Genomic DNA, 23,180 nt, shown 5'->3' with positions numbered 1-23,180 from the left:
CGGATGCAGGCAAGCGAGGAAACATGGAGAGAAAGATGGATGAAGATTGCGGTGTAGCGGCCATTGGTATTGGATGCGCGGCGACGGTAAATCGTCTCCCGATGGCAGCGTTGCTCGCGTTGACGATGGCCAGCTTCATCGCCACGGCAAACGAAGCCGTACCGGCCGGCTTGCTTCCGGAGATTGCACGAGGGTTTCATGTGAGCGAAGCGTGGGCCGGGCAATTGGTGACGTGCTGCGCGCTCGGCTCCGGTGTAGCGGCCATCCCGCTGACCGCAGCCGTGCGCAGGTGGCAGCGCCGGCATGTCCTGCTACTGGTGCTCGGCGTCTTTGCGGCTTGCAATGCGATCACCGCAGTGTCGTCGAACTACATGCTGACGCTGGCGACGCGCTTTGCCGTGGGACTCGCCACCGGGCTCGCGTGGAGCCTTTTGGCGTCTTACGCGCGGCGCATGGTTCCCCCGGCGATGCAGGGACGCGCGCTCGCGGTGGCGATGATCGGCATCCCTTTGGCGTTGTCGGTCGGTGTGCCGTTAAGCGTGTGGCTCGGCAGTATGGTCGGCTGGCGCAGCATCTTCGGCATCATGTCCGGAATGTCGCTCGCGCTGATGGCCCTGGTGTGCTGGAAGGTTCCCGACTATCCCGGCGAGATGGCGGGCCAGCGTCTGCCGATGCGGCGAGTTCTCGCTATCCCGGGCGTGCGGTCCGTGCTGTTCGTGGTCAGCGCGTGGATTCTTCCGCACTACATTCTCTACACCTACATTGCGCCGTTCCTCGCATCCGTCGGACTCACCCGCGACATGGATTCGGTGCTGTTGCTGTTTGGTATCTCCGCCATGCTCGGGATTTGGGTAATCGGTGCTCTCGTTGACGGATCGCTGCGTCTGCTGGTGCTGGCTGGACTGGCGGCCTTCGCGATGGTTTCGCTGATATTCGGGCTGGGCGTCACGTCACCCGCGGTTATCTGGGTCGGCGTGGTGATATGGGGCTTCAGTTTCGGCGGTGCGCCGACACTTCTTCAAACTGCCCTGGCCGATGCAGCCGGCGATGGCGCCGACGTTGCGCAATCCGCGCTGGTGACGGTGTTCAATCTCTCGTTTGCTGGCAGTGGGATCATCGGTGGCGTATTACTTGAAACGACCGGTGTCGTTGCATTTCCGTGGGTGGTCTCGTCGCTGCTTGCGATTGGGCTGTTCACGGCATGGCGAGCGAAGACCCACGGCTTTCCGTCCGGGAAGCGCCGGTGAACGGACCGGGCGCCTCGTCAATGGCAACAGATTGAATGCGTTGATGTGCGCGACCGCTTGATTACGGCGGGCATCCCGATATGCGCGCTTTCGGCACCAGGCGGCGTAGCAAGTCCTCGTTCATATCGAATAGTCGAACGCCCGGGTCGGGCACCTACCGAGCCGGGCACTCATTCGGTTGAAATATACAGCCTTGCTGTATATTATTCGTTCCCCCCCCTTCGGCCGGGGCGAACGAATTTCCGAACAATTGAGGACAAGCATGAACAGCAACGATCCCAAAGCTGTCGTCGAGCGGTTCAACTACGAAGTGATCCGCGATGGCAATCGAGCCTGCTTCGAAGCGCTCATGGCGCCCGACTTCGTCAACTGGTCCGCGCCGAATGAGGCGAGCCGAGGCGCCGAAGCGATGTGGGCAACGTTTGCGTCCGTGCTTCGGCCGGCCATTGCCGACATGGAGATCCACATTCACGAGCAACTATGCGACGGTGACAAAGTCACGACGCGGAAGTCGATCACCGGCAAACATGTCGGGCCACTGCTGGGCGTCGACGCGACTGGCGACGACATTTCGATCGACGTCATCGATATCGTCCGCATTCGGGACGGGCAATATGTCGAGCATTGGGGCGTCAATACGCTTGCCGCCGTCGTTGCGCGACTTCGCGAACGCGCGGTGCGGCCAAAATGAGTCGGATCTCCAGAAACGCCCCTAGCGACCGCGCCGCCGAAGCTGCGGTGTTGGGCGAAGCGATTCGCGATGTCGTCAGCCGTCTGGTCAAGGTCGTTCGCGAGCAAAGCGGTACGCAATCGAACGCGCAGAACGAGACGCTTGCGCTACTCGAACGCTGCGGCCCGGTGAGTATCGCGACACTCGCCGTGCGCAGAGCCGTGACCCATCAGACCATGCGGCTGATCGTGCAGAAACTGGTCGAACAAGGGCTGGTGACCTTGACGGTAGACAATGAAGATCGCCGCGCCTGGGTCGTGGATCTGACCGATACGGGGCGTGCACAGACTGCGCAGGCGCGAGATGCACGTTCGCAATGGCTTACCGAGCAACTGCTGACGAAGACGAGCCGCGAAGAACGCGCGGTGTTGGAGGCCGCGGTTCGAACGCTCAACAAGCTGATCGACTGAATCGGGCTCGCTCCATCCCTGTTGCGGATGATGACCACGGGGCTGGGTGAAGTGCAAAGGGAGACGGCAGCAGTTTGCTGATCCAGACCCCGCATAGCAACTCTGCGGTGGACGATACTTGCACCGCCGTCCGAAATCCGCCGAGGCACGGGCCGGTGCAGACCCCGTGGCGCTTGGCGGACGAAATTCTTCGAAGATGGCATCCCGGATTCCCGCACCACGCAAACCGAGCGTTCTGATGCTCGGCGTCCGTACACGTAAACGTATGCCGCAGCAATACAGCAGCCTGTAAAGGAGCTGCACGACCTGACGGTAGGAACAATCCAGCGGCGAGCATCAAGATGTAAGAATTTAGGCGTAGTCTTGCCAACCTGGATCGTTTTCAGGATAGCTAGTTCCATGCCGGACAGAGCACATGACCGTTTTCACGACAACCGGAACGATCTTTTGACCGACGCTAGTCCCATCAGGAGCGTGTTCGACACCTCCACACGTCAAAATTTTTCGGCTGCACTGATCGACCACTGCCTGAGTCGATCATTCTCCCACCCGGTCTGCTGCTCATGACCGGACTGGCCGCATTCGAAGGTACGATGCGGGCAGCCCATCTGCTGCTCGTTGCGCTGCTGGGTATCTCAGCTTCGGCGGCCGTAGGCGGCATCATTTATACGTTGCTGGCAAGCGTATTGATGTCGCGCTTTTTTGCGCGCCCGACTTCAGTTCCCTCCAGCTATCCGCCTGTCACGGTCGTCAAGCCGCTACACGGTAACGAGTGGAACCTGCTCGATAACCTGTCGAGCTTCTTTCAGCAGGATTATCCGGGCGACGTGCAATATCTGTTCGGCGTGCACGATGCGGCTGACCCTGCGTTGGAGGCGGTCGAGATGCTGCGCACGCTCTACCCCGAGGCGTACATCACGGTGGTAGCGGATGCCCGCCTGTACGGGCCGAACAGGAAGATCGCCAACATCGTGAACATGCTGACGCAGGCGGCCCATGATGTGATGATCTTTGCGGACAGCGACGTCAGTGTGAGCCCAGAGTATTTGCGCAGCGTCGTAGGCGAATTGCAAAAGCCGGGGGTGGGCCTCGTGAGCTGTATCTATCGTGGAAAGTCCGCGCCGGGGTTCTGGCCACGCCTGGCTGTCAATGCGATCAACTATCAGTTCGTTCCGGGCGTGGTGACCGGCCTGACACTGGGGCTGGCCAAACCCTGCATGGGACCGACCATCGCAATGCGCCGCGCGACGGTGGACAAGATCGGCGGTTTCGAACAGTTCGCCCATCATCTCGCCGAGGACCACGCGATCGGCCAGGCCGTGCGCAAAGCCGGCGAGCGGGTCGTGATTCCACCGTTCTTCATTTCCCACGCCTGTGCTGAAACGAGCGCCGCAAGCCTGATCTCGCACGAATTACGCTGGAGCCGCACGATTCGCTCCATCGATCCGGCGGGCCACCTGGGCTCTGCGCTGATGCATCCGTTTGCGTTCGCCACGCTGACCATCGTACTGTCGGGCGCCGCAAGCTGGTCGTGGTCGCTCGCCGCGATCGCCCTGCTGGCCCGCCTTTGGCTGAAGCTCCGGGCGGACCGGGCCTTGTGCCATCCCCATCGCGAGCTGTGGCTGCTGCCGATATGGGATATTGCGTTGTTCCTGATCTTCCTCGCGAGCTACAGTTCGACCCTGGTCACCTGGCGCGGCTTCACTTTTCACGTGGACCGGAACGGCATGCTACATTCAAAACGCTGAAAGCTGGTACGAGCGCGGCCGCCGGCCGTGCTATGCAGCGTCGCGCTTCGCACTCGGGGTAACGCCGCTGCTGCCGGAACGATCCTTATATCCGCATGCTTATTCATATTCTTCCGCTTACGTCGGCGCAGAGCACCTCGCGAACGCCAGGCCACGTTGCCCCGCGGCGAGTTCCGGGGCGGCTCCTTTGAGCAGGCCTTTCAAACGTAATACGGCGACGATGCTGGCTGTGCTTGGCGTTGGACTGGCCGTGGGGGCACCTTTCATAGTGGGCTCCCACCAGTCGCTTGCCTGGCTGCGGACCGTCTCGATGCAGATGTTCCTGGTGTTGGCGGCAAGCGCCGCTGCGAGCGCGCTCGGCAAGGCTGGCAAACAGCACCTGATACAAACGGCACTGGGCTTGCGTCTTCCTTTCGGACGCACATATGGCATCGCCCTCGTGACCGATTCTGCCTTTCTCGTCTCGCCCCTGGGGGCGGCAGGATATGGCGTCAATATCGGGTTGCTGCAGCGCGCTGGAGCCTCGTGGGCAACGGCCACGACGGTCGTCGGCGCCGACCAGGCGCTCGACCTGGCTTTCTTGGCGGTGGCGGTTCCAATCGCGATTGCGTTCGCTGTCGGTCCGCTGGCTCAGGTCGTGCCGAGGCCAAACGTGTCGATGGTCGTCGGAATGCTGGCAGGTGTCGCGATTCTTGTAGCGACGCTATGGGCGTGCCGCCGGAAAGTCGCGAGCGCGCTGGATGCTGCATGTGGCCGCATTCAGTGGCTCGGGAGCCAGCGAGCCCGGTGGGACGGGTTCCGCCAGAGTGTGCGCCGGCAAGCGGGGCTGCTCATGATGGGGCCTCGCCACCGGTTTGCCGGCTTGCTCGTCTTCACTACGCTGCAATGGCTGCCGCGCTATGGCGTCCTGTGGTTCGTGCTGCTCGAACTCGGCTACCGGTTGCCGTTCGGATTCGTTGTGGCGGTGCAGGCCGTGGTCCTGCATGCGGCGCTTTGGACCGGGATACCGGCCGGCGGTGCCGCCGGCGACTTGGCGCTTGCGGCAGCATTTGCAAACTGGATTCCGCAAGATGCCATGGCGTCGGCTCTGGTTCTTTGGCGCTTCGCGACGCTTTATTTCCCGCTGATCCTCGGTGCCGCGGCCTTCTTTGCTTTTGCCTGGCGGCGGGGTTCGGTAAGGCCGACTACGGAATAAGGACCTCGGAAATCATTGAGGCATGCTGCCGCACGTCTTTCCGATCCGGACCGAAAACGCTGCGCGTTCAGCATGATCGGGCGATTCCGAATGTTGAAGCGCGCAGCAGCTTGCCGATCAGACGCGCCTTCGCGCTCCATCAGATCCGGCACGGATTGCTCGAACGGCGGGCTTTAGTCCTCGTCCGGACGCTCGCTACCTGCTTACCCGCTGCCCGTAGCGCCGGGTAGCGCAGCCATGTACTTCGCCATGGAAAACACCCCAAAGGTCGGATCGGAGCCAACTTCTGGGGTGCAGTGTGCGGGCTTAGCGCACGTCAGCGAAGACGTGCGAAGGACGCGTTCAGGCCGCGAGAAACCTCATGCCAAGGAACGCGGTTGCTGAAACGAATCGCGCGCTCAGGCCTTGACGTTGATGATCGTCCCGACTTGCTGGCCGCTGCTGTTCACGCTCGGCGCCGGCTGCGCAGCTGCTGCCTGGACCGCCTTTGCGCCCGCATCGTCGCCGTCACCGTCGACATCGGGACCGACTTCGCGGGCTTCCGACGACGTCATGCCGCGTTGTGCCGTTTGCGCAGTCTGCATCGGGAGTTGGAGTTGTTGGTTACCGCCAACAGAAGAAACGCTCATGTACATCTCCTAGAGGTTGCGAGCATACGTATGCTGCTCACCTCGGTTAACGGTCGTCGAGCGCGAAGGGAATAGGCGGATATATGGAACGCAGTATTGTGCTGGGCAGATGGCGCGCGAAATATTGATGCAATAAAGCCCGCACTCTGCGGGCAACGAGAACTGGCCGATTGCGGTCGCGGTCTCGAAACGTAATCTTGCGCCAACTGTTGGCCGAGGCTCCGGCATGGCCCGCATGACCTTCGGTTCCGGGAATGCGAATTCATCCCGTCGATGCAGCGAATGGATAAGACCGCTGCGCCGGCGTATCGAAGGCGCCACCATCCTCTGCGGGCATTGGCCACCACACCGCGCGTTCCATGAGCCGCGCCTATTTGCACCCTCGTCGCCCGCGGCCCCCTCCTGACGCTATCCGCTAACGCGGAATCGAATCGAGCAACTTGTTGAACGGATCGACCTGCGCCATCAGACCTTCGTCGAGCCCATCGATCGCACGTCGGAGATCGCTGTCCAGCGCATCGATCGACGAATAGCTGTACGGGTCGCCAGACTGTTTCCAGTTGACGTGTTGTCGGAGAATCGCATCGTATGTGTCGCTCTGGAACATGACGATGTCGCCGATCACCCGGCGTGTGAAACCGTGAAAACCGCCGGGCGTGACATAACCGGTGCCGACGCGCAGGAACAAGACCGCATCGCTACCCTGATAGGGCGAGCCGCTTGCCTGCCACATGCGGTGTGCGTCCGGTTTGAGCGTCGGCAAGCCCGGCGCCGATGCATCGACCTCCTGCACCGTGAAGCCATGATTTCGCAGGACCGTTTCGATACTGTCGGTGAAGCGCCGGTTAAGCCCCGTATCGCCGAATCTGGCGGTGACGAGATCATTGAGGGATGTCGGCGAATCGTTGTCGTGCTTGCCGAGCCCGACGCCGACGGCCCCTGCGACAGCCCCCATGGCGAGCGCGCCCACTACGCCGACACCTGGAATCGGAACCGGAATATGAATCGGGCCGGACGGCCCCACCGTGATGTACACGGCCTTGCCTGGATAGACGACCGTCACAGTCTTGACCGCACTCACTCTTTCAGCATTGACTTCGGAGGTCGTATCGCGCGCATGGCCCGCGATCGAAATCAACAGCATCAAAGCGGCGAAACCGGTTTTTTTCAGCAACATGTCCGTCTAATCTCCACGCGTATTCATCGGCCAAACATCTACTGGACCCACGCGTTAACGGATTCGCGACACAAAGCTTGAGCAACAGACGGACAAGCGCAAGTGCGCTACGGCAATTACCGGCCCCCACATTTCTGCAATTGCTGCCACTCCCTACCGCCGCACCTCCACATACCGACTCGGCGTCTCGCCCAGAATCCGCCGAAACGCGGACGTAAACGCGCTCGCGCTCGCATATCCGAGGTCGAACGCGACACGCGTGACCGGCTGTCCGTCGCTCAGCCGCGCGATCGCCGCGAGCATGCACACCTGCTGACGCCACGCCGCGAAGCTCACGCCGGTCTGCGCGCGGAACAGTCGCGTGAAGGTGCGCCGGCTCACGCCCGCATCGGTCGCCACCTGGTCGAGATCGGCAGAGATCGACGGCGACTCCAACAAATGCCGGCAGATCTTCGCGAGCCGCGCGTCGGCCGGCAGCGGCGCGTGCAGCGACAGCTGCGGCATCGTCGCGATTTCCGCGACGAGCAGCGCCATCAGCTTGCCCGGCCGGCCCTCGACGTCGTACATCGGCGGCAGATCGATCGCGTCGTCGAGCAGTTGCCGCAACAGCGACGACACGCCGTACACGCCGCACCGGTCCGGCAAGCCGACGGACTGCGCCGCATCGGGCGACACGAACGCGTTCAGCATCGTGACCGGCCCGGTCATCGTCATCTCGTGCCGCACGCCGGCCGGTACCCAGCACCCGCGCTGCGGCGGCACCAGCCAGCGCCCGTGAGGCGTGGACACGCTGATCGTGCCGCGCGACGCGAACGCGAACTGCCCGCGCGCATGCGCGTGCTCGCGGAAAGTCGTGCCCGCCGCGTAGTCGTTGGCAGTGACCACCACGCTCCGCGGGATATGTTCGTAAGGGTCCAGCAGCGTATTTCTCACGGCCCGAATTCCATCGTCAATGACCCGATATCGAAGGCGGGTCACCTTCGATCGATCTACGATCCGCTCCACGCCTGCGCGACCGGACGGCCGCGCAACCCGACGGCCGAACCGGCCGGATAGCGACTTCATCGGAGCGAACATGCCCAATACGTTTCATCGCGTGGGGGACGGCCCCCACCCTGTTCTCGTGCTGCACGGCTGGTTCGGCGACGCACATGCGTTCGAGCCCGTCGAACCGTGGCTGTCGCGCGAGCGCTTCACCTATGTCTTCATGGACTACCGCGGCTACGGCCGCATGCGCGACGCACACGGCGCGTATTCGATCGCCGAAATCGCCGCCGACACGCTCGCGCTCGCCGACACACTCGGCTGGCGCACCTTCAGCCTCGTCGGCCACTCGATGGGCGGCATGGCGATCGAGAAGGTTGCCGCCATCGCGCCCGAACGCGTACGCGCGCTGGTGCCGATCGCGCCGGTCCCGTGCGGCGGCCTGCCGTTCGACGCGGCGCGTCGCGCGCTATTCGAACGCGCGGCCGACAGCATCGCCGCGCGCCGGACCATCATCGAGCGCAGCACCGGCAGCCGCCTGCCCGCCGCCTGGGTCGAGTGGAAAGCCGCGTATTCTGCATCCCGCTCGTCGCCGACGGCGTTCGGCGCGTACTTCCGCGCCTGGGCCGACACGGATTTCAGCGACGAAATTGCAGGCCGTCATCCGGTCAAGGTGCTGATCGGCGAACACGACCCGGCGTTCGACGCCGCGCTGATGGCGCGCACCTATCTGCGCCGCTACCCGCGCGCAAGCGTCGACGTGCTACGCAATGCCGGCCATTACCCGATGAACGAAACGCCGCTCGCGCTCGTCGCGGCGATGGAACGCTTTCTCGACGATGCAGCGACCGCGCCCGCCTGATGCGCCGCCGCTGCGCGGCATCGGCTCGGCACGCATCACCGCAGCATGAACGACATGGCCGACAGGCTGTTCAGCGTGCGCACGACGTGCTCGACCGACGGCGCGTCGAAGCGCAGCGTCACCGCATCGACCCGCTCGAGCGACGGCAGCACGCAGAACAGATCGGCGAGCGCGGCGCTCTGCACGCGCACCGTACACGCGGCCGGGGCAGTCCGATGCGCATCCGCGTGCCAGCCGGACGCAAGCGCATGCTCGACGGTTTCGCGTGCCGCGACCGCAATGCGCCCGCACGCTGCGGCGGGCGTCAGCGTGTCGCCGCTCGATGCGCCGCCGGCCGTCTTGAGCACCTCGAAACGCGCGTCCGGAAACAGCGGCCGCGTTTCGTCGACGAACACGTCGTCGCCGGACGCCAGCGCGACGTGCGCGCCGTATTCGCGCGCGAGCGCGCCATACAGCCCCGCTTCGCCGAGCTCGACGCCGTTCACCCAGACCTGCGCGAACGCGAAGCTGTTGATCGTGTGCGCCAGCACGCCGCGCGTCTGCGATTTCGAGTGAAAGCCGATCATGAACACGAGATCGGGCCGCTGCTCGAGGCCCGCCATCATCCCCAGCGTGCGCGGCTTGCCGAGCACGACGCGCGCGCGTGCATCGAGCCCGTCCGGCAGCAGGTTGCGGTATCCGCCATGCGAATCGTTGACCCACACGGCCTGCGCGCCGCCGGCAAATGCGCCTTCGATCGCCGCATTCGCCTCGCCGGTCATCCAGCGGCGCGCGCGTTCGTATTCCGGATTGCCGGCGCGGGTCTGCTCGACGGCGAATACGCCGGCCACACCTTCGATATCGGTTGAAATCAGAATTTTCATGAGCGGGTAGGAAGTCCGTCGTCTTGGCCGCCGAACAGGCGGTCGAGGTCGTTCACCGCATCGCGCAGCGACTGCCGCACGTGGCCGTCGCGGCCGGTCACCGTCACGGCCTGCAGCAACGCGTCGACGATCGCGTGCTCGACGCTTTCGGCCGCGGCCATGAACAGCGGATCGAGTGCCGCGTCGGCGACGAGCGCCGGCAGCGACACGGTCGACGCATCGTGCGCGATCGTGTACGCAGTGGAAAACGCCAGCGCGAGGTCGCCGCTGCCGTGCCCGTAGACCGAACCGGTCCGAGCGAGGCCTGCGCCCGCGCGACGGGCGAGCCGTGACAGCTGGCGCGCGTCGAGCGGCGCATCGGTCGCGAGCAGCACGATGATCGAGCCCTGCTCGGGCGCCGTCGCGTCGGTTGCCTGCGCGCGCGATACGCACGATACGGCGCGCCGCTGCGCGACGATGCGCCCGACCGGCACGCCGGCGAGCGTCAGCATCGGCAGCCGACCGAAGTTCGCGAGCACGAGCGCGCCGACCGTATATGGCCTGCCGGCCGCGACCGTCACGCGCGACGCGGAGCCGATGCCGCCCTTCAGGTCGAAGCACGACATGCCGCGCCCCGCCCCCACCGCGCCGCGCGCGAAGTCGCGCGACGCGCTGAGGCACGCTGCGTCGTAATGCGCGGCCGTCACCGCGAACGCCTGGATGTCGTTCAGATAGCCGTCGTTGCATTCGAACACGAGCGGGTTGACGGTCGGCCAGTCGCGGCCGATCTGCGGGTTCTGCGCGATCGCCGCGCGAATCTGCGCGTTGGCGAGCACGCCGACGCCGAACGTGTTGGTCAGCGCGATCGGCGTCTCGAGCGTGCCGAGCTCGTCGACCTGCACGAGCCCGACGCTCTTGCCGAAGCCGTTGATCACCGCAGCGCCCGCCGGCACCTTGCTGCGATACAGGTCGCCCGCGTGCGGCTTCACGACGGTGACGCCCGTCTGCACGTCGCCGGCCGCGAGCGTCGCGTGGCCGACGGTCACGCCCGGTACGTCGGCGAGCGTGCCGCGCGGGCCGGCCGGCAGCGTCGCCGACCACATCGGTACGCCAGCCATCAGCGGCGCTCCAGCTTCGGGTCGAGTGCGTCGCGCAGCCCGTCGCCGAGCAGGTTGAACGCGAGCACGGTCAGGAAGATCGCGAGGCTCGGGAAGATCGCGACGTGCGGCGCGCTCACCATGTCGGCGCGCGCCTCGTTGAGCATCGCGCCCCACTCGGGCGTCGGCGGCTGCGCGCCGAGGCCCAGGAACGACAGGCTCGCGGCCGTGATGATCGACGTGCCGATCCGCATCGTGAAGTAGACGACCACCGACGACACGGTGCCCGGCAGGATGTGCCGCATGATGATGGTCCAGTCGGACGCACCGATGCTGCGCGCCGCTTCGACGTAGGTCATGTGCTTGAGCATCAGCGTGTTGCCGCGCACGAGCCGCGCGAACGCCGGGATGCTGAAGATCGCGACCGCGCAGATCACGTTGACCATCCCGTTGCCGAGGATCGCGACCACGCCGATCGCGAGCAGGATGCCCGGAAACGCGAACAGCACGTCGGCCACGCGCATCGTGATGCGGTCCCACCAGCCTTCGTAGTAGCCGGCGAGCAGCCCGAACAACGTGCCGACGAGCGCGCCGAGCGCGACCGAGAAGAACCCGGCCGCGAGCGAGATGCGCGTGCCGGCGACGATCCGGCTGAAGATGTCGCGGCCGAGCGAATCGACGCCGAACCAGTGCACGGCCGACGGCCCGGCGTTCAGCGCGTCGTAGTCGAAATAGTTCTCCGGATCGAACGGCACGATATGCGGGCCGACGAATGCGAGCACGACGAGCGCGAGCACGAAGCCGCCGGCCACCAGCGCGACGGTCTGCTTGCGGAACTTGCGCCAGAATTCGCGCCACGGCGTGCGGATCGCGGTCGATGCGGCCGTCGCCGCCGGCTGGACAGTCGCGTTCATGCGCGCCTCACTTGAACCGGATGGTCGGATTGATGACCGCGTACAGCACGTCGACGGTCAGATTGATCAGGATGAACTCGAGCGAGAACAGCAGCACGATGGCCTGGATCACCGGGTAGTCGCGCATCGTCACCGCATCGACCAGCAGGCGCCCGAGCCCCGGCCAGTTGAACACGGCCTCGACGACGATCGAGCCGCCGAGCAGGAAGCCGAACTGCAGCCCCATCATCGTGACGACCGGGATCATCGCGTTGCGCAGGCAGTGCTTGAGCACCACCATCGGCTCGTGCACGCCCTTCGCGCGCGCGGTGCGCACGAAGTCCTCGTTGAGCACCTCGACGAACGACGCGCGCGTGAAGCGCGCCATCACGGCCGCGACCGCCGCGCCGAGCGTCAGCGACGGCAGCACGTAGCTCTTCCACGTGCCGTCCGGCACGACCGGCAGCCAGCCGAGCTTCACCGAGAAGATCTCCATCAGCAGCATCCCGAGCGCGAACGCCGGAAACGAGATGCCCGACACCGCGATCGTCATCCCGAGACGATCGGGCCAGCGGTTGCGCCACACGGCGGACGCGATCCCGATCGCCATGCCGAACGCGGTCGCCCACACCATGCTGACGAGCGTCAGCAGCAGCGTCGGCATGAAGCGCTCGCCGATCTCGGTCGACACCGGCCGCTTGCTGCGCGTCGACGTGCCGAAATCGCCGTGCGCGATCTTCACGAAGAAGTTCGCGAACTGCGCGGGCAGCGGCCGGTCGAGCCCGAGATCGGCGCGCACCAGCGCGACCGTCGCGTCGTCGGCTTCGGGGCCGGCCGCGAGCCGCGCGGGGTCGCCCGGCAGCAGGTGCACGAACAGAAACACCAGCACCGCGACGAGCGCGAGCGTGGGCAGCAGGCCGAACAGGCGTTTGACGAGAAAATTCAGCATGGGGCACCGATCGAATCAGCACGCGGGCAGCGCGGGCAACGTGCGCCGCCCGCGCCGCGCGGCAGGCGAAGCGCCGTCATTTCACCGAGATTTCGTCGAAGTTGAACGAGCCGTCCGGCATCACGTAGATGCCGTGCAGCCGCTTGCTGCGCGCGTACACGATCTTCTCCTGCACGAGGAAGATCCACGGCGCATCGGCCCACACCTGCTTCTGCGCGTCGGCGTACAGCGTGGCTTTCTTCGCGTTGTCGGTCGTCTCGAGCGCCTTCGAGAGATCGTCGTCGACCGCCGCGTTCTTGTAGTACGCGGTGTTGTAGAGCTTCGGCGGCGCGGAGGTGGACGCGAGCAGCGGCGACAGCGCCCAGTTCGCCTCGCCGGTCGACGCCGACCAGCCGCTGTAGTACATCCGCACCGGCGCCGTCGCCGGGTCCTGCGCGCTCTCGACCTTCGCGACCCGCTCGCCGGCCTCGAGCGCCTGCACCTGCACCTTCACGCCGACCTGCGCCAACTGCTGCTGGACGAACTGGATCAGCTTCTGCGCGGTCGAGTGGTTGTACGCGGACCACAGCGTCGACTCGAAGCCGTTCGGATAACCGGCCTCCTTCAGCAGCGCGCGCGCCTTGGCCGGATCGTACGGCCACGGCCCGAGCCTGGTCGCGTATTCGACGCCGACCGGCGCGACGCCCGTCTGCGGCGTCGCATAGCCGGCGAACACGACCTTCGCGAGCGCTTCCTTGTTGACCGCGTAGTTCAGCGCTTCGCGCACCTTCGGATTGTCGAACGGCTTCTTCTGCGTGTTCAGCGAGATGTAGCGCTGGATGATCGACGGGCGCTCGATCAGGTCGACCTTCGGGTTGTTCTTCAGGTCGGCGGCCTGCTCGAACGGGATCGTGAACGCGAAGTCGGCCTCGCCGGTCTTGAGCAGCGCCGCGCGCGTGTTGTTGTCGACCACCGGCTTCCAGTCGATCGAGTCGATCTTCGGATAACCCTTCTTCCAGTAGCCGGCGAACTTCTTCACCTTCATGTCGTCGGTCTGCTTCCACTCGACGAACTCGAACGGCCCGGTGCCGACCGGATGCAGCGACACGTCGCGCCCCCACTTCTTCAGCGCGGCCGGCGAGATCATCACCGCCGACGGGTGCGCGAGCGTGTTGATGAACGCGGAGAACGGCTCGCGCAGCGTGAAGCGCACGGTCAGCGGATCGACCACCTCGGTCTTCTCGATCACGCGGAACAGCCCGTAGCGCTTCAGCTTGTTGGCCGGGTCGGTCACGCGGTCGAAGTTCGCCTTGACCGCGGCCGCGTTGAAGTCGGTGCCGTCGTGGAACTTCACGCCCGAGCGCAGCTTGACGGTGTAGGTCTTCGCATCGGGGCTCGCCTCATAGCCGGTCGCGAGCACGTTGACGAGCTTCATGTCCTTGTCGAAACCGAACAGCCCTTCGTAGAACGACTTGACGACCGCTTGCGACACGGTGTCGTTCGCGTCGTAGGGGTCCATCGTCGTGAACGTCGAGTACACCGCGACCACCACGTTCTGCTGCGCGAAGGCCGGCACGGCGGCCGTCAGCGCGAACGCGCCGGCGAGCGCGACGAAGGATGCGCGCGGACGAAACATCGGAAACGGATGCGGCTGGTTCATGTTGCTGGGCTCCTTTACGTTCCTCTACGTGGATCGACGACGCCCAACGGGCGTTTCGGTTTCGACTTCCTGCTGCGTGACGCGCATCGGATGCGCTGCCGGGGCGACCCCGAACCGTGGGCCCGCGGGCACTCGATTCAAATCCGGTTCGACGGGACATCCCGGCTAATACGCGCCGCCGACGCGATGCGCCGCGACGTAATGATCGGGGCCGACCGCGACGAGCGGCGCGACGACGGGCTCGTCGCCGATCGCGCGGATCGGGCTCGGCATCTCGTCGGCGGCCAGCTGGCGCGGCGCATGCCGGCGCGCGGGATCGGCCACCGGCACCGCGTTCATCAGCTTCCTGGTGTACGGATGTTGCGGCGCCTCGAACACCGCGCGGCGCGGGCCGATCTCGACGATCTGGCCGAGGTACATCACCGCGACGCGATGGCTGATGCGCTCGACGACGGCCATGTCGTGCGAGATGAACAGGTAGGCGACGCCGAGTTCGCGTTGCAGGTCGAGCATCAGGTTCACGATCTGCGCCTGCACCGACACGTCGAGCGCGGACACCGATTCGTCGGCGATCACGACCTTCGGGTTCAGCGCGAGCGCGCGTGCGATCGCGATCCGCTGACGCTGGCCGCCCGAGAATTCGTGCGGATAGCGACGGGCGGCGTCGGGCGGCAGGCCGACCTTGTCGAGCAGCCAGTCGACGCGCGCCTGCGCGTCGCGGCCGCTCGACACGCGGTGCACCAGCAGCGGCTCCATGATCGAGAAGCCGACCGTGAGCCGCGGATTGAGCGAGGCGAACGGGTCCTGGAAGATGAACTGGATGTTCCGGCGCAGCGCCTGCAGGTCATGGCCCCTCAGCGCGCTGATGTCGCGGCCGTCGAATTCGATCGAGCCGCTCTGCGATTCGACGAGGCGCAACAGCGAACGGCCGGTGGTCGACTTGCCGCAGCCCGATTCGCCGACGAGCGCGAGCGTCTCGCCCGCGTGCAGATCGAAGCTCACGCGCTCGACCGCATGCACGTACTGCGATACGCGGCCGAACACGCCGCTCTTCACCGGAAACCGCGTGACGAGATCGCGCACGCGCAGGATCGGCGACGCGGCGCGATCGATCGAGGCGTGTGCGCTAAGGTCGGTGGCGGGTTGGGGGGCGTCGACGGGGTTTAGTGCGTTGGGCGTAGTGGCTACATTGGCCGTTGCGGCCGCATCCTCCGCCGACACGGTCGCGCGCGTCCCATCCACGCTCAACAACGGGAATTTCTCCGGCGTATCGGTGCCCTGCATCGAGCCGAGCCGCGGCACGGCCGCGAGCAGCGCACGCGTGTAGCGATGCGCGGGCGTCGCGAAAATGCGCTCCGACGCGCCCTCCTCGACCTTCTCGCCGCGATACATCACGAGCACGCGATCGGCCACTTCGGCGACCACGCCCATGTCGTGCGTGATGAAGATCACGCCCATCTTCATTTCGTCCTGCAGCCCGCGGATCAATTGCAGGATCTGCGCCTGAATCGTCACGTCGAGCGCGGTGGTCGGCTCGTCGGCGATCAGCAGCGCGGGCCGGCACGACAGCGCCATCGCGATCATCACGCGCTGGCGCATCCCGCCGGACAACTGGTGCGGATAGCGCGCGAACACGCGGCGCGCCTCGGGAATCCGCACGAGATCGAGCAGGCGCAGCGTCTCCGCGCGCGCTTCCGACGCGCCCTTCGACTGGTGCAGCGCAATCGCCTCGCTGATCTGGTCGCCGACGGTAAACACCGGGTTCAGCGAGGTCATCGGCTCCTGGAAGATCATCGCGATGTCCGCGCCGCGGATGCCGCGCATGGCCGCCGCGCTCGCCGCGGCCAGATCGACGAGCGCGCCGCCGCGACGCCGCAACACCATCCGGCCGCTCGTGATCTCGCCGCCGCCGTGCTCGACGAGCCGCATCAGCGCGAGCGACGTGACCGATTTGCCTGAGCCCGATTCACCGACGATCGCGAGCGTCTCGCCGCGATCGACGTGAAACGACACGTCGCGCACGGCGTCGAACGTCGCGTTCTCCCGGCGGAACGTCACCGACAGGCCGTCGACGGCGACCACGCGCTGCTCCGGCAGCACCAGCGCGGACGGGGTTCGGCTCGAAGTCATCGCGAAGGTCTCCTGGTTCGATCGGCAATCACGCCGCGTCGTCGCGGTAGATGCCGACCACGGGCGCCGCGCCGACACGCGCGTAGCCGCGATACATGCCTTCCGTGTTGAACGGCATCGCGACGTTGCCGTGCGCATCGACGGCGATGATCCCGCCGCGGCCGGCCAGGCGCGGCAGCTTGTTCATCACGACGTCGTGCGCGGCGTCGGCGAGCGACGCGCTGCGATACGCGATCTGCGCGGCCACGTCGTGCGCGGTCGCGAGCCGGATGAACATCTCGCCGGTGCCGGTCGCGGACACCGCGCAGGTCGCATCGTCCGCGTAGCAGCCGGCGCCGATGATCGGCGAATCGCCGACGCGGCCGGGCTGCTTGTTCGTGATGCCGCCCGTCGACGTCGCCGCCGCGACATGGCCGTGCAGGTCGCACGCGACCGCGCCGACCGTGCCGTGCTTGCGGTCGGGGTCGAGCGGTTCATGTGGCTGCGGCGGCTCCGGCGGCCGGCCGGCGCCGAACGCGAAAGTCGCCGCGTCGTGGTCGAGCATCGCGCCGGCCGCCGCGCGCGCCCCCAGCCATTGCGCATGACGCGCTTCGGTGTCGAAGTAGCCGGGTTCGACGAGTTCGAGCCCCTGCGCGGCCGCGAATGCATCGGCGCCCGCGCCGGCGAACAGCACGTGCTCGCTCGCTTCCATCACGCGCCGCGCGGCCAGCACCGGATTGCGCACGCGGGTCGCGCAGCAGATCGCGCCGGCCGCGAGCGTCGCGCCGTCCATCACGGCGGCGTCGAGTTCGTGCTTGCCTTCGGCCGTATAGACGGCGCCGCGCCCCGCGTTGAACAACGGGCAGTCTTCGAGCATCCGCACCGCGACGGTCACCGCGTCGAGCGCGCTGCCGCCGCTGGCGAGCACGCGTTGCGCGGCTTGCAGGATCGCGTCGAGCTCGGCGCGGTAACGGCGTTCGGTATCGCTGTCCATCGCGTCGCGCAGGATCGTGCCTGCGCCGCCGTGAATCGCGACGATCGCGCGTGAAGTCATGTCTTGTTCCGATCGGTGGAAGATGGGCTCGGCGCCGACGGCGCGGCTTGCGGCTGGAGCAGCCACGGCAACAGGAATTCGGTCATCTCGGCCGCGGACTTCGCCGAGCGATGCGTGCGCAGCGCGACCGCGTCGATCAGCGCTTCGATCATCGTCAACACGGCCGCTTCCGAGGTGGCCGCGAAGCGCCGCTCGGCCTTCACGTAGAGATTCAGCGAGGCGACCGGGGCCAACGGCGAGCCAGGGCCGTCGGAAATGCCGAGCACGCGTGCGCCGCGCGCGGCCGCGCGGCGTGCGAGCTCGACCGTGTCCTTCACGTAGCGCGGCAACGCGAGCGCGATCACCAGATCGCGCGAATCGGCCGTGTACAGACGCCGCGCCGCGTGCGTCGGGCCGCCGAGCAGCGCGAGCGACTGCACGTTGTCATGACACACCGACAGGCCGTGCTCCATCAGCCCGGCCAGGAATGCGCTGGAGCCCGCGCCCAGAATCAGCACGCGCCGCGCGCCGACGATCGCCTCGACCGCCGCCTCGACGTCGGCCGCATCCAGTTGCGTGCGCGTGTTCTCGATGTTGGCGACGGCCTGATCGAACACCGCGTCGATCCACGCCGCGCCGCGCACGCCCTGCTCCTGTTCCTGCGCGGAGCGCAGCCGCTCGACCGGGCCGAGCGTCGCCTCGAAGCCGCGCACGAGCGCCGCGCGCATCGCCGGATAGCCGTCGAAGCCGAGCGCCCTCGCGAAGCGGTTCGCGGTCGCGATGGACGCGTTCACCGCTTGCGCGAGTTCGTCGATGCGCATCGTCGCTGCGCGAAACGGATTCGCGAGCACGTATTCGCCCATCCGGCGGTGGATCGGCGTCATCCTCGGCATGGCCGACGCGATGCGCTCCGCGATCGCGGACTCGTCGTGATTTGCTTCGGGCGGAACGAGTGGCGTCATGAATGCTGACTGGAAGGTGGATGAAAATCAATTTACACAATCCATCGGGAGGAAAAAAATAAATTTTCAGCGGCGGTGTCACGTGCTCGTCGCGTTTAGTACGACGGACCGGTTTTGCGGCGGAGGGTGGGCGGCGGCGCGCCCGCGTGCGCGCGGGCGTAGAGCGTTCGGCCGGTGCAGAGAGGGAGTGGGATCGAACCGCGCGCCCTCGGGAAAACCCCGAGTAAGTCGGTTCGCGTGCGGATGTGGGAGGAGCGGAGTTGGCTGTGGTGTTGGCCTTCGATGTCGGTGCGGTTGGCGGCTTCGGTGGCGGCTTCGGCTTCGGCTTCGGCGGCGGCTTCGGCGGCGGCTTCGGCTTCGGCTTCGGCTTCGGCTTCGGCTTCGGCTTCGGCTTCGGCTTCGGCTTCGGCTTCGGCTTCGGCTTCGGCGCCAGCATCGGCGGGGGCATCGTCAACGTCAACTTGAAACCACCGCCGCTCGACAACGTCCGCCCGTCGCGTGACAGCAGTTCGTCGATTGCCGTCACGCGAGCGGCCGCCCCCGTTCCCTTGGACAACGACATCAGAACCGGTGATTCACCCGCACATACGCGGACTGCGCCGACACATGACTCGTGTCGATCGTCGCATCGAACCCGAGCGATACGGTGGTCGTCTTCGCGGCCTGCAGCGTGACGCTGGCGCCCGTGGTCAGGAACGAACGCGGCAGGTCGGTGCCCGGCGCGGCGAACACGGTGCCGTCCTGGCTCTGCACCTGGACGACGCGGCTGCCGCGCAGCACCTCGTGCGCATAGCCGACGCGAAGCTGCACGTCGAGCGACCGCATGGCATCGCCGAACGCCTTGTCGAGCGACACGCCCACATAAGGCTGAAGGCTGCGCGCGTTGTCGGGGCCGACGTTCAGGTTCTGCCCGTTCGCGCCGTTCTCGCCGAAGCCGCTGCCGCGCACGTACGCATACCGCAGCCCGACGTGCGGCGTGAAGCGCAAACCGCCCGCCTCCATCGGCAGGCTCGCCTGCGTCGCCGCGGTGAACTCGTGGCCGAGATGGTCGCCTTCGGCCGTACCCGCGCTGCCGAACGGCCGCTTCTGCGACAGGAAATCGAGCCCGTAGCCAAGCGTGGCCGACAGGTTGACGGCACCGACCGGCTGCGCGCCGTACAGCGCGACGCGCAGCGTGTCGATGGTGCCCGATGCACCGGTCGTGTCTTCGCCGAGCGTGGTGTGCATGTAGCCGCCGGCCCCACCGACCGTGGCGCCGCCGAGCCGTCCCTGCGCGCCAGCCAGGAATCCGTACGCGTGCGTCAGGAAGCCCGGCGCGCCGCCCGTGCCGCCGACCTTGGTGCTCGAACCGCTGGCGACGGCCCATACGTTGCGGGAGCCCGCCGGGTCGTCCTGTGGGCCGGCGAGACGGCCGAGCAACGTCGAGCTGGCGTCCTGCGCCTGCAGCAATGCGGTCGTGCCGAGCGCCGTGTAGATCGACGTCTTGGTCGGCGCGATGATCGTCGGGCCGGTCGGCGTGCCAGGGCCGCCCGGCTCCGCGAGCAGCAGGTCGACCGCGTTCGCGCCGTAGTCCACCGACGGCTGCAACGCGCCGAGATTCGCGCCGGCCGTGGTCGCGCCGATGTTCGCGAAACGGCCGGTCACGCCGTTGGCCGCGCTGAGCACCGTGTAGCGGCGCGCGGTATAGGTGCCGGGATCGAACAGGACGGCCAACGAACCGCCGAGCGTCGCCGCGCCGCCTACGCGCAGCTGCGACGCTTCGGTGGGGCTGACCTCGATCGACAGCGTGCCGCTCGCCGCCTGCGCATAGTTGCCGCCGACGGACAGCGTTCCGATCGAGCCGCCCGGCGCCACGACGCCACTGCTGCTGACGTCGCCCGCTACCGTGCCGTGGCCGCGCAACGTGCCGAGTGCATTCACCACGACATTGCCGCCCAGCACCGCACCGGCATTCGCCGCGTCGCCGACGGCCACCGTGCCGCCCGCCACCGTCGTCGTCCCGGAGAACGCGGTGCTGACGCCGTTCAGCGTCAGCGTGCCCGCGCCTTGTTTGACGAGGCCGCCGGTGCCGACGAGGCTGCCGCCGAAGGTCTGCGACGAGTCGTCGGACAGCGTGAGCGCGCTGCCGCCGAGCACCACGCGACTGCCCGTCACGCCGGACAGATGCGCGACCGTCTGGCTGCCGGCCGCGGACAGGTCGAGCGCGGCCGTCGAGCCGGCGAGCGTGACCGACGTGGACGACGCGAGCTGGCCGGCGCCGGACAACGCGAGCGTGCCCGCGTCGACCATCGTCGCCCCGGTGTAGGTGTTCACGCCGGACAGCGTTTGCGTACCGCCCGCGACCGTCAGCCCGCCCGTGCCGTTGACGGTCCCGCCGAACGTGCCGGCCGCATTGGCGAGCGTCAGCGTGCGAGCGCCGAGCGAAACGGTACCCGTGCCGGTGAGCGCATTGATCGTGGCGCCGAAGGTCGTCGCCGAAATATCGAACGTACCGTTGTTGACGACGCCGCTGGACGCCACAAGGCTACCCGACCCGGTCAACGCCAGCGTGCCGACATTGATCGACGTCGCACCGGTGTAGCCGTTGGCACCCGATAGCGTCTGCGTGCCGCCCGCGATCGTCAGTCCGCCGCTGCCGTTGATGGTTCCACCGAACGTGCCAGCCGCGTTCGCGAGCGTCAGCGTGCGGCTGCCGAGCGCAACGGCGCCCGTACCGGTAAGCGCATTGATCGCGGCCCCGGAGGTGGTGCCGGAGATGTCGAACGTACCGTCGTTGACGATCCCGCTCGATGCCGCGAGGCTGCCCGAACCGGTCAACGCCAGCGTGCCGGCATTGATCGAGGTTGCACCGGTGTAGCCATTGGCACCCGACAAGGTCTGCGTGCCGCCCGTGACCGTCAACCCGCCCGTGCCGTTGATGGCGCCGCCGAACGTGCCGGCCGCATTGGCGAGCGTCAGCGTCCGGCCGCCGAGCGCGACCGTACCCGTGCCGGTGAGCGCATTGATCGCGGCCCCGGAGGTCGTCGTCGAAATATCGAACGTACCGTTGTTGACGATGCCGCTGGACGCCGCAAGGCTGCCCGAGCCGGTCAACGCCAGCGTGCCGGCATTGATCGACGTTGCACCGGTGTAGCCGTTGGCGCCCGACAGCGTCTGCGTACCGCCCGCGACCGTCAGTCCGCCGCTGCCGTTGATGGCGCCGCCGAACGTGCCGACCGCATTCGTGAGCGTCAGCGTGCGAGCGCCGAGCGCAACGGCGCCCGTGCCGGTGAGTGCATTGATCGCGGCCCCGGAGGTCGTCGCCGAAATATCGAACGTGCCGTTGTTGACGACGCCGCCGGACACAGCGACGCTGCCCGATCCGCTCAACGCCAGCGTGCCGGCATTGATCGAAGTTGCACCGGTGTAGACGTTGGTACCCGACAGCGTCTGCGTCCCGCCCGCAATCGTCAGCCCGCCGCTGCCGCCGATGGCGCCGCCGAACGTGCCGGCCGCATTGGCCAGCGTCAGTGTCTGGCCACCGAGCGCGACCGTGCCTGAGCCGGTGAGCGCATTGATCGTGGCGCCGGAAGTCGTCGCCGAGATGTCGAAGGTGCCGTCGTTGACGATCCCGCTCGATGCCGCAACGCTGCCCGCCCCGCTCAACGCCAGCGTGCCGGCGTTGATCGACGTTGCACCGGCGTAGCCATTGGCGCCTGACAGCGTCTGCGTGCCGCCCGCCACCGTCAGCCCGCCCGTGCCGCCGATGGTTCCGCCGAACGTCCCGGCCGCGTTGGCCAGCGTCAGCGTCTGGCCGCCGAGCGCGACCGTGCCCGAGCCGGTGAGCGCATTGATCGCGGCCCCGGAGGTCGTCGCCGAAATATCGAACGTGCCGTTGTTGACGACGCCGCTGGACCCCGCAATGCTGCCCGCGCCGATCAGCGCGAGCGTGCCGGCGTTGATGTTGGTGCTGCCCGCATAGCCTGCGGCGCCGGAGATCGCGAGCGTGCCGCTGCCCGCCTGTACGATGCTGCCCGTGCCGCTGATGGTGCCGCCATACGCGACCGTGTCGCTGCGGTTGAACACCAACGTGCCGTTGTTGACGATGTCGCCGGCGACGGAGCCGGTGGTCCCTCCATTGCCAATCTGCAACGTGCCGGCGTTGATCGTGGTGCCGCCGGTATAGGTGTTCTCGCCCGTGAGCGTGATCGTTCGGCTCCCGCTCACGGCCACGCCGCCGGCCCCGGATACCACGCCCGACACCACGAGGTTGGTCGTGGTCGAATCGAAGGTCACGCGGGATGCCACATCGCCGAGCGTGATCTGGTTGGACAGCGTGAGCCCCGCGGAGCCCGCGGTGATCTTGGTCGCCGCCCCCGCCGACACCTCGATGTCACCGACGATGTTGGACCCGGTGACCAACTGCAGCGTGTTGTTCGTGCCGTTGAACTGGATCGCTGCGGCCCGCGTCACGCCGTCGGCGTACAAGCCGCCCGCGATCGTGCCGCCGTTGACGATGACACTGGTGCCGTTCACGATGATGCCGGCTCCCGCGGCCCCGCCATTGCCGGCGCCGCCGGTGATCGTGCCGACGTTGGTCAGCACGGTGAACCCGCTCGCCAGGTTGACGCCCGCGCCGCTGGCGCCGGCCGTGCTCGCGCCCCCGCCGCCGGCCCCGCCCACGCCGCCGACGAT

General features: G+C 66.9%; 19 protein-coding genes. 7 read left to right on the top strand and 12 right to left on the bottom strand.

The annotated features are described in order from the left end of the window. The first annotated feature begins 35 nt into the window (after positions 1-35). From C3Y15_RS23715 to C3Y15_RS23695, 5 genes are all read left to right on the top strand, one after another. Entirely contained in the window at positions 36-1,247 is a 1,212-nt protein-coding gene (locus C3Y15_RS23715; RefSeq protein ID WP_059462559.1) for an MFS transporter, read from the top strand. A 262-nt stretch (positions 1,248-1,509) separates the two neighbouring features. Then, positions 1,510-1,938: an ester cyclase gene (locus C3Y15_RS23710; protein WP_059735705.1), complete on the top strand. Its 429-nt coding sequence runs from the start codon at positions 1,510-1,512 to the stop codon at positions 1,936-1,938. Then, entirely contained in the window at positions 1,935-2,387 is a 453-nt protein-coding gene (locus C3Y15_RS23705; protein ID WP_059474280.1) for a MarR family transcriptional regulator, read from the top strand. The genes C3Y15_RS23710 and C3Y15_RS23705 overlap by 4 nt, the downstream gene beginning before the upstream one ends. Positions 2,388-2,980: 593 nt before the next feature. Beyond that, positions 2,981-4,135 (top strand): bacteriohopanetetrol glucosamine biosynthesis glycosyltransferase HpnI, encoded by a 1,155-nt coding sequence (gene hpnI / locus C3Y15_RS23700; RefSeq protein WP_059462555.1) that lies wholly within the window; start codon positions 2,981-2,983, stop codon positions 4,133-4,135. Between the two features lie 220 nt (positions 4,136-4,355). Next, entirely contained in the window at positions 4,356-5,330 is a 975-nt protein-coding gene (locus tag C3Y15_RS23695) for a lysylphosphatidylglycerol synthase transmembrane domain-containing protein (protein ID WP_034193859.1), read from the top strand. 398 nt (positions 5,331-5,728) lie between these two features. Here C3Y15_RS23695 and C3Y15_RS23690 read toward each other — a convergent pair whose 3' ends face one another. The 3 genes from C3Y15_RS23690 to C3Y15_RS23680 all read right to left on the bottom strand — a co-directional run bounded on the left by C3Y15_RS23690 (position 5,729) and on the right by C3Y15_RS23680 (position 8,069). Next, positions 5,729-5,959: a hypothetical protein gene (locus C3Y15_RS23690; RefSeq protein WP_124260238.1), complete on the bottom strand. Its 231-nt coding sequence runs from the start codon at positions 5,957-5,959 to the stop codon at positions 5,729-5,731. Positions 5,960-6,374: 415 nt separating this feature from the next. Continuing rightward, a complete protein-coding gene (locus C3Y15_RS23685; RefSeq protein WP_011882013.1) occupies positions 6,375-7,136 on the bottom strand; it encodes a hypothetical protein in 762 nt (253 codons plus the stop codon). A 153-nt stretch (positions 7,137-7,289) separates the two neighbouring features. Continuing rightward, positions 7,290-8,069 carry a helix-turn-helix transcriptional regulator gene (locus tag C3Y15_RS23680; protein WP_041494159.1) on the bottom strand — a complete coding sequence of 260 codons (780 nt, stop codon included), beginning with the start codon at positions 8,067-8,069 and terminating at the stop codon, positions 7,290-7,292. Between the two features lie 142 nt (positions 8,070-8,211). Between C3Y15_RS23680 and C3Y15_RS23675 the strand changes: the two genes are divergently transcribed. Next, complete coding sequence (locus tag C3Y15_RS23675; RefSeq protein WP_041494160.1) at positions 8,212-8,982, top strand: alpha/beta hydrolase; 771 nt, start codon at positions 8,212-8,214, stop codon at positions 8,980-8,982. A gap of 35 nt (positions 8,983-9,017) precedes the next feature. Here the strand turns inward: C3Y15_RS23675 and C3Y15_RS23670 are convergent, their stop codons facing one another. The 8 genes from C3Y15_RS23670 to C3Y15_RS23635 form a co-directional block, all read right to left on the bottom strand. Beyond that, a complete protein-coding gene (locus C3Y15_RS23670) occupies positions 9,018-9,845 on the bottom strand; it encodes a M55 family metallopeptidase (RefSeq protein ID WP_011882010.1) in 828 nt (275 codons plus the stop codon). After that, positions 9,842-10,942, bottom strand: a complete 1,101-nt coding sequence (locus C3Y15_RS23665; RefSeq protein ID WP_045578088.1) for a P1 family peptidase — start codon at positions 10,940-10,942, stop codon at positions 9,842-9,844. Before C3Y15_RS23665 ends, C3Y15_RS23670 begins: the two co-directional genes overlap by 4 nt. Continuing rightward, entirely contained in the window at positions 10,942-11,835 is an 894-nt protein-coding gene (gene gsiD, locus C3Y15_RS23660) for a glutathione ABC transporter permease GsiD (RefSeq protein ID WP_011882008.1), read from the bottom strand. The genes C3Y15_RS23665 and gsiD overlap by 1 nt, the downstream gene beginning before the upstream one ends. Positions 11,836-11,842: 7 nt before the next feature. Next, positions 11,843-12,763, bottom strand: coding sequence for a glutathione ABC transporter permease GsiC (gene gsiC, locus C3Y15_RS23655; RefSeq protein WP_011882007.1), 921 nt, complete (start codon positions 12,761-12,763; stop codon positions 11,843-11,845). Between the two features lie 76 nt (positions 12,764-12,839). Continuing rightward, complete coding sequence (gsiB, locus tag C3Y15_RS23650) at positions 12,840-14,402, bottom strand: glutathione ABC transporter substrate-binding protein GsiB (protein WP_069246510.1); 1,563 nt, start codon at positions 14,400-14,402, stop codon at positions 12,840-12,842. A gap of 165 nt (positions 14,403-14,567) precedes the next feature. Further along, positions 14,568-16,532 carry a dipeptide ABC transporter ATP-binding protein gene (locus tag C3Y15_RS23645; protein ID WP_059622786.1) on the bottom strand — a complete coding sequence of 655 codons (1,965 nt, stop codon included), beginning with the start codon at positions 16,530-16,532 and terminating at the stop codon, positions 14,568-14,570. Between the two features lie 28 nt (positions 16,533-16,560). Further along, complete coding sequence (locus tag C3Y15_RS23640; RefSeq protein ID WP_069246511.1) at positions 16,561-17,565, bottom strand: isoaspartyl peptidase/L-asparaginase; 1,005 nt, start codon at positions 17,563-17,565, stop codon at positions 16,561-16,563. Next, positions 17,562-18,506, bottom strand: coding sequence for a MurR/RpiR family transcriptional regulator (locus C3Y15_RS23635; RefSeq protein WP_011882003.1), 945 nt, complete (start codon positions 18,504-18,506; stop codon positions 17,562-17,564). The genes C3Y15_RS23640 and C3Y15_RS23635 overlap by 4 nt, the downstream gene beginning before the upstream one ends. Positions 18,507-18,766: 260 nt before the next feature. Here C3Y15_RS23635 and C3Y15_RS32000 point away from each other — a divergent pair, with 260 nt between their 5' ends. Continuing rightward, a complete protein-coding gene (locus tag C3Y15_RS32000) occupies positions 18,767-19,180 on the top strand; it encodes a hypothetical protein (protein WP_208328103.1) in 414 nt (137 codons plus the stop codon). On the opposite strand, the gene C3Y15_RS23625 is transcribed toward C3Y15_RS32000, so the two are convergent. Next, positions 19,068-23,180 (bottom strand): autotransporter domain-containing protein (locus C3Y15_RS23625; RefSeq protein ID WP_134206874.1); only part of this gene is annotated, 4,113 nt, incomplete at its 5' end. The two genes, C3Y15_RS32000 and C3Y15_RS23625, sit on opposite strands and share 113 nt — an antisense overlap.

The sequence above is a fragment of the Burkholderia sp. B10 genome (genome assembly GCF_004368385.1).
GTDB lineage: Bacteria > Pseudomonadota > Gammaproteobacteria > Burkholderiales > Burkholderiaceae > Burkholderia > Burkholderia vietnamiensis.
This window is presented reverse-complemented; position numbering and strand designations above follow the sequence as displayed.

What these genes read in the sequence shown, in the direction of transcription:
- C3Y15_RS23675 (WP_041494160.1), top strand. Translation starts at nt 8,212, where the DNA reads ATGCCCAATACGTTTCATCGCGTGGGGGACGGCCCCCACCCTGTTCTC.
- C3Y15_RS23640 (WP_069246511.1), bottom strand. Translation starts at nt 17,565, where the DNA reads ATGACTTCACGCGCGATCGTCGCGATTCACGGCGGCGCAGGCACGATC.
- C3Y15_RS23690 (WP_124260238.1), bottom strand. Translation starts at nt 5,959, where the DNA reads ATGAGCGTTTCTTCTGTTGGCGGTAACCAACAACTCCAACTCCCGATG.
- C3Y15_RS23665 (WP_045578088.1), bottom strand. Translation starts at nt 10,942, where the DNA reads ATGGCTGGCGTACCGATGTGGTCGGCGACGCTGCCGGCCGGCCCGCGC.
- C3Y15_RS23685 (WP_011882013.1), bottom strand. Translation starts at nt 7,136, where the DNA reads ATGTTGCTGAAAAAAACCGGTTTCGCCGCTTTGATGCTGTTGATTTCG.
- C3Y15_RS23635 (WP_011882003.1), bottom strand. Translation starts at nt 18,506, where the DNA reads ATGACGCCACTCGTTCCGCCCGAAGCAAATCACGACGAGTCCGCGATC.
- C3Y15_RS23695 (WP_034193859.1), top strand. Translation starts at nt 4,356, where the DNA reads ATGCTGGCTGTGCTTGGCGTTGGACTGGCCGTGGGGGCACCTTTCATA.
- hpnI (WP_059462555.1), top strand. Translation starts at nt 2,981, where the DNA reads ATGCGGGCAGCCCATCTGCTGCTCGTTGCGCTGCTGGGTATCTCAGCT.
- C3Y15_RS23645 (WP_059622786.1), bottom strand. Translation starts at nt 16,532, where the DNA reads ATGACTTCGAGCCGAACCCCGTCCGCGCTGGTGCTGCCGGAGCAGCGC.
- gsiC (WP_011882007.1), bottom strand. Translation starts at nt 12,763, where the DNA reads ATGCTGAATTTTCTCGTCAAACGCCTGTTCGGCCTGCTGCCCACGCTC.
- C3Y15_RS23710 (WP_059735705.1), top strand. Translation starts at nt 1,510, where the DNA reads ATGAACAGCAACGATCCCAAAGCTGTCGTCGAGCGGTTCAACTACGAA.
- C3Y15_RS23670 (WP_011882010.1), bottom strand. Translation starts at nt 9,845, where the DNA reads ATGAAAATTCTGATTTCAACCGATATCGAAGGTGTGGCCGGCGTATTC.
- C3Y15_RS23705 (WP_059474280.1), top strand. Translation starts at nt 1,935, where the DNA reads ATGAGTCGGATCTCCAGAAACGCCCCTAGCGACCGCGCCGCCGAAGCT.
- gsiB (WP_069246510.1), bottom strand. Translation starts at nt 14,402, where the DNA reads ATGAACCAGCCGCATCCGTTTCCGATGTTTCGTCCGCGCGCATCCTTC.
- C3Y15_RS23715 (WP_059462559.1), top strand. Translation starts at nt 36, where the DNA reads ATGGATGAAGATTGCGGTGTAGCGGCCATTGGTATTGGATGCGCGGCG.
- gsiD (WP_011882008.1), bottom strand. Translation starts at nt 11,835, where the DNA reads ATGAACGCGACTGTCCAGCCGGCGGCGACGGCCGCATCGACCGCGATC.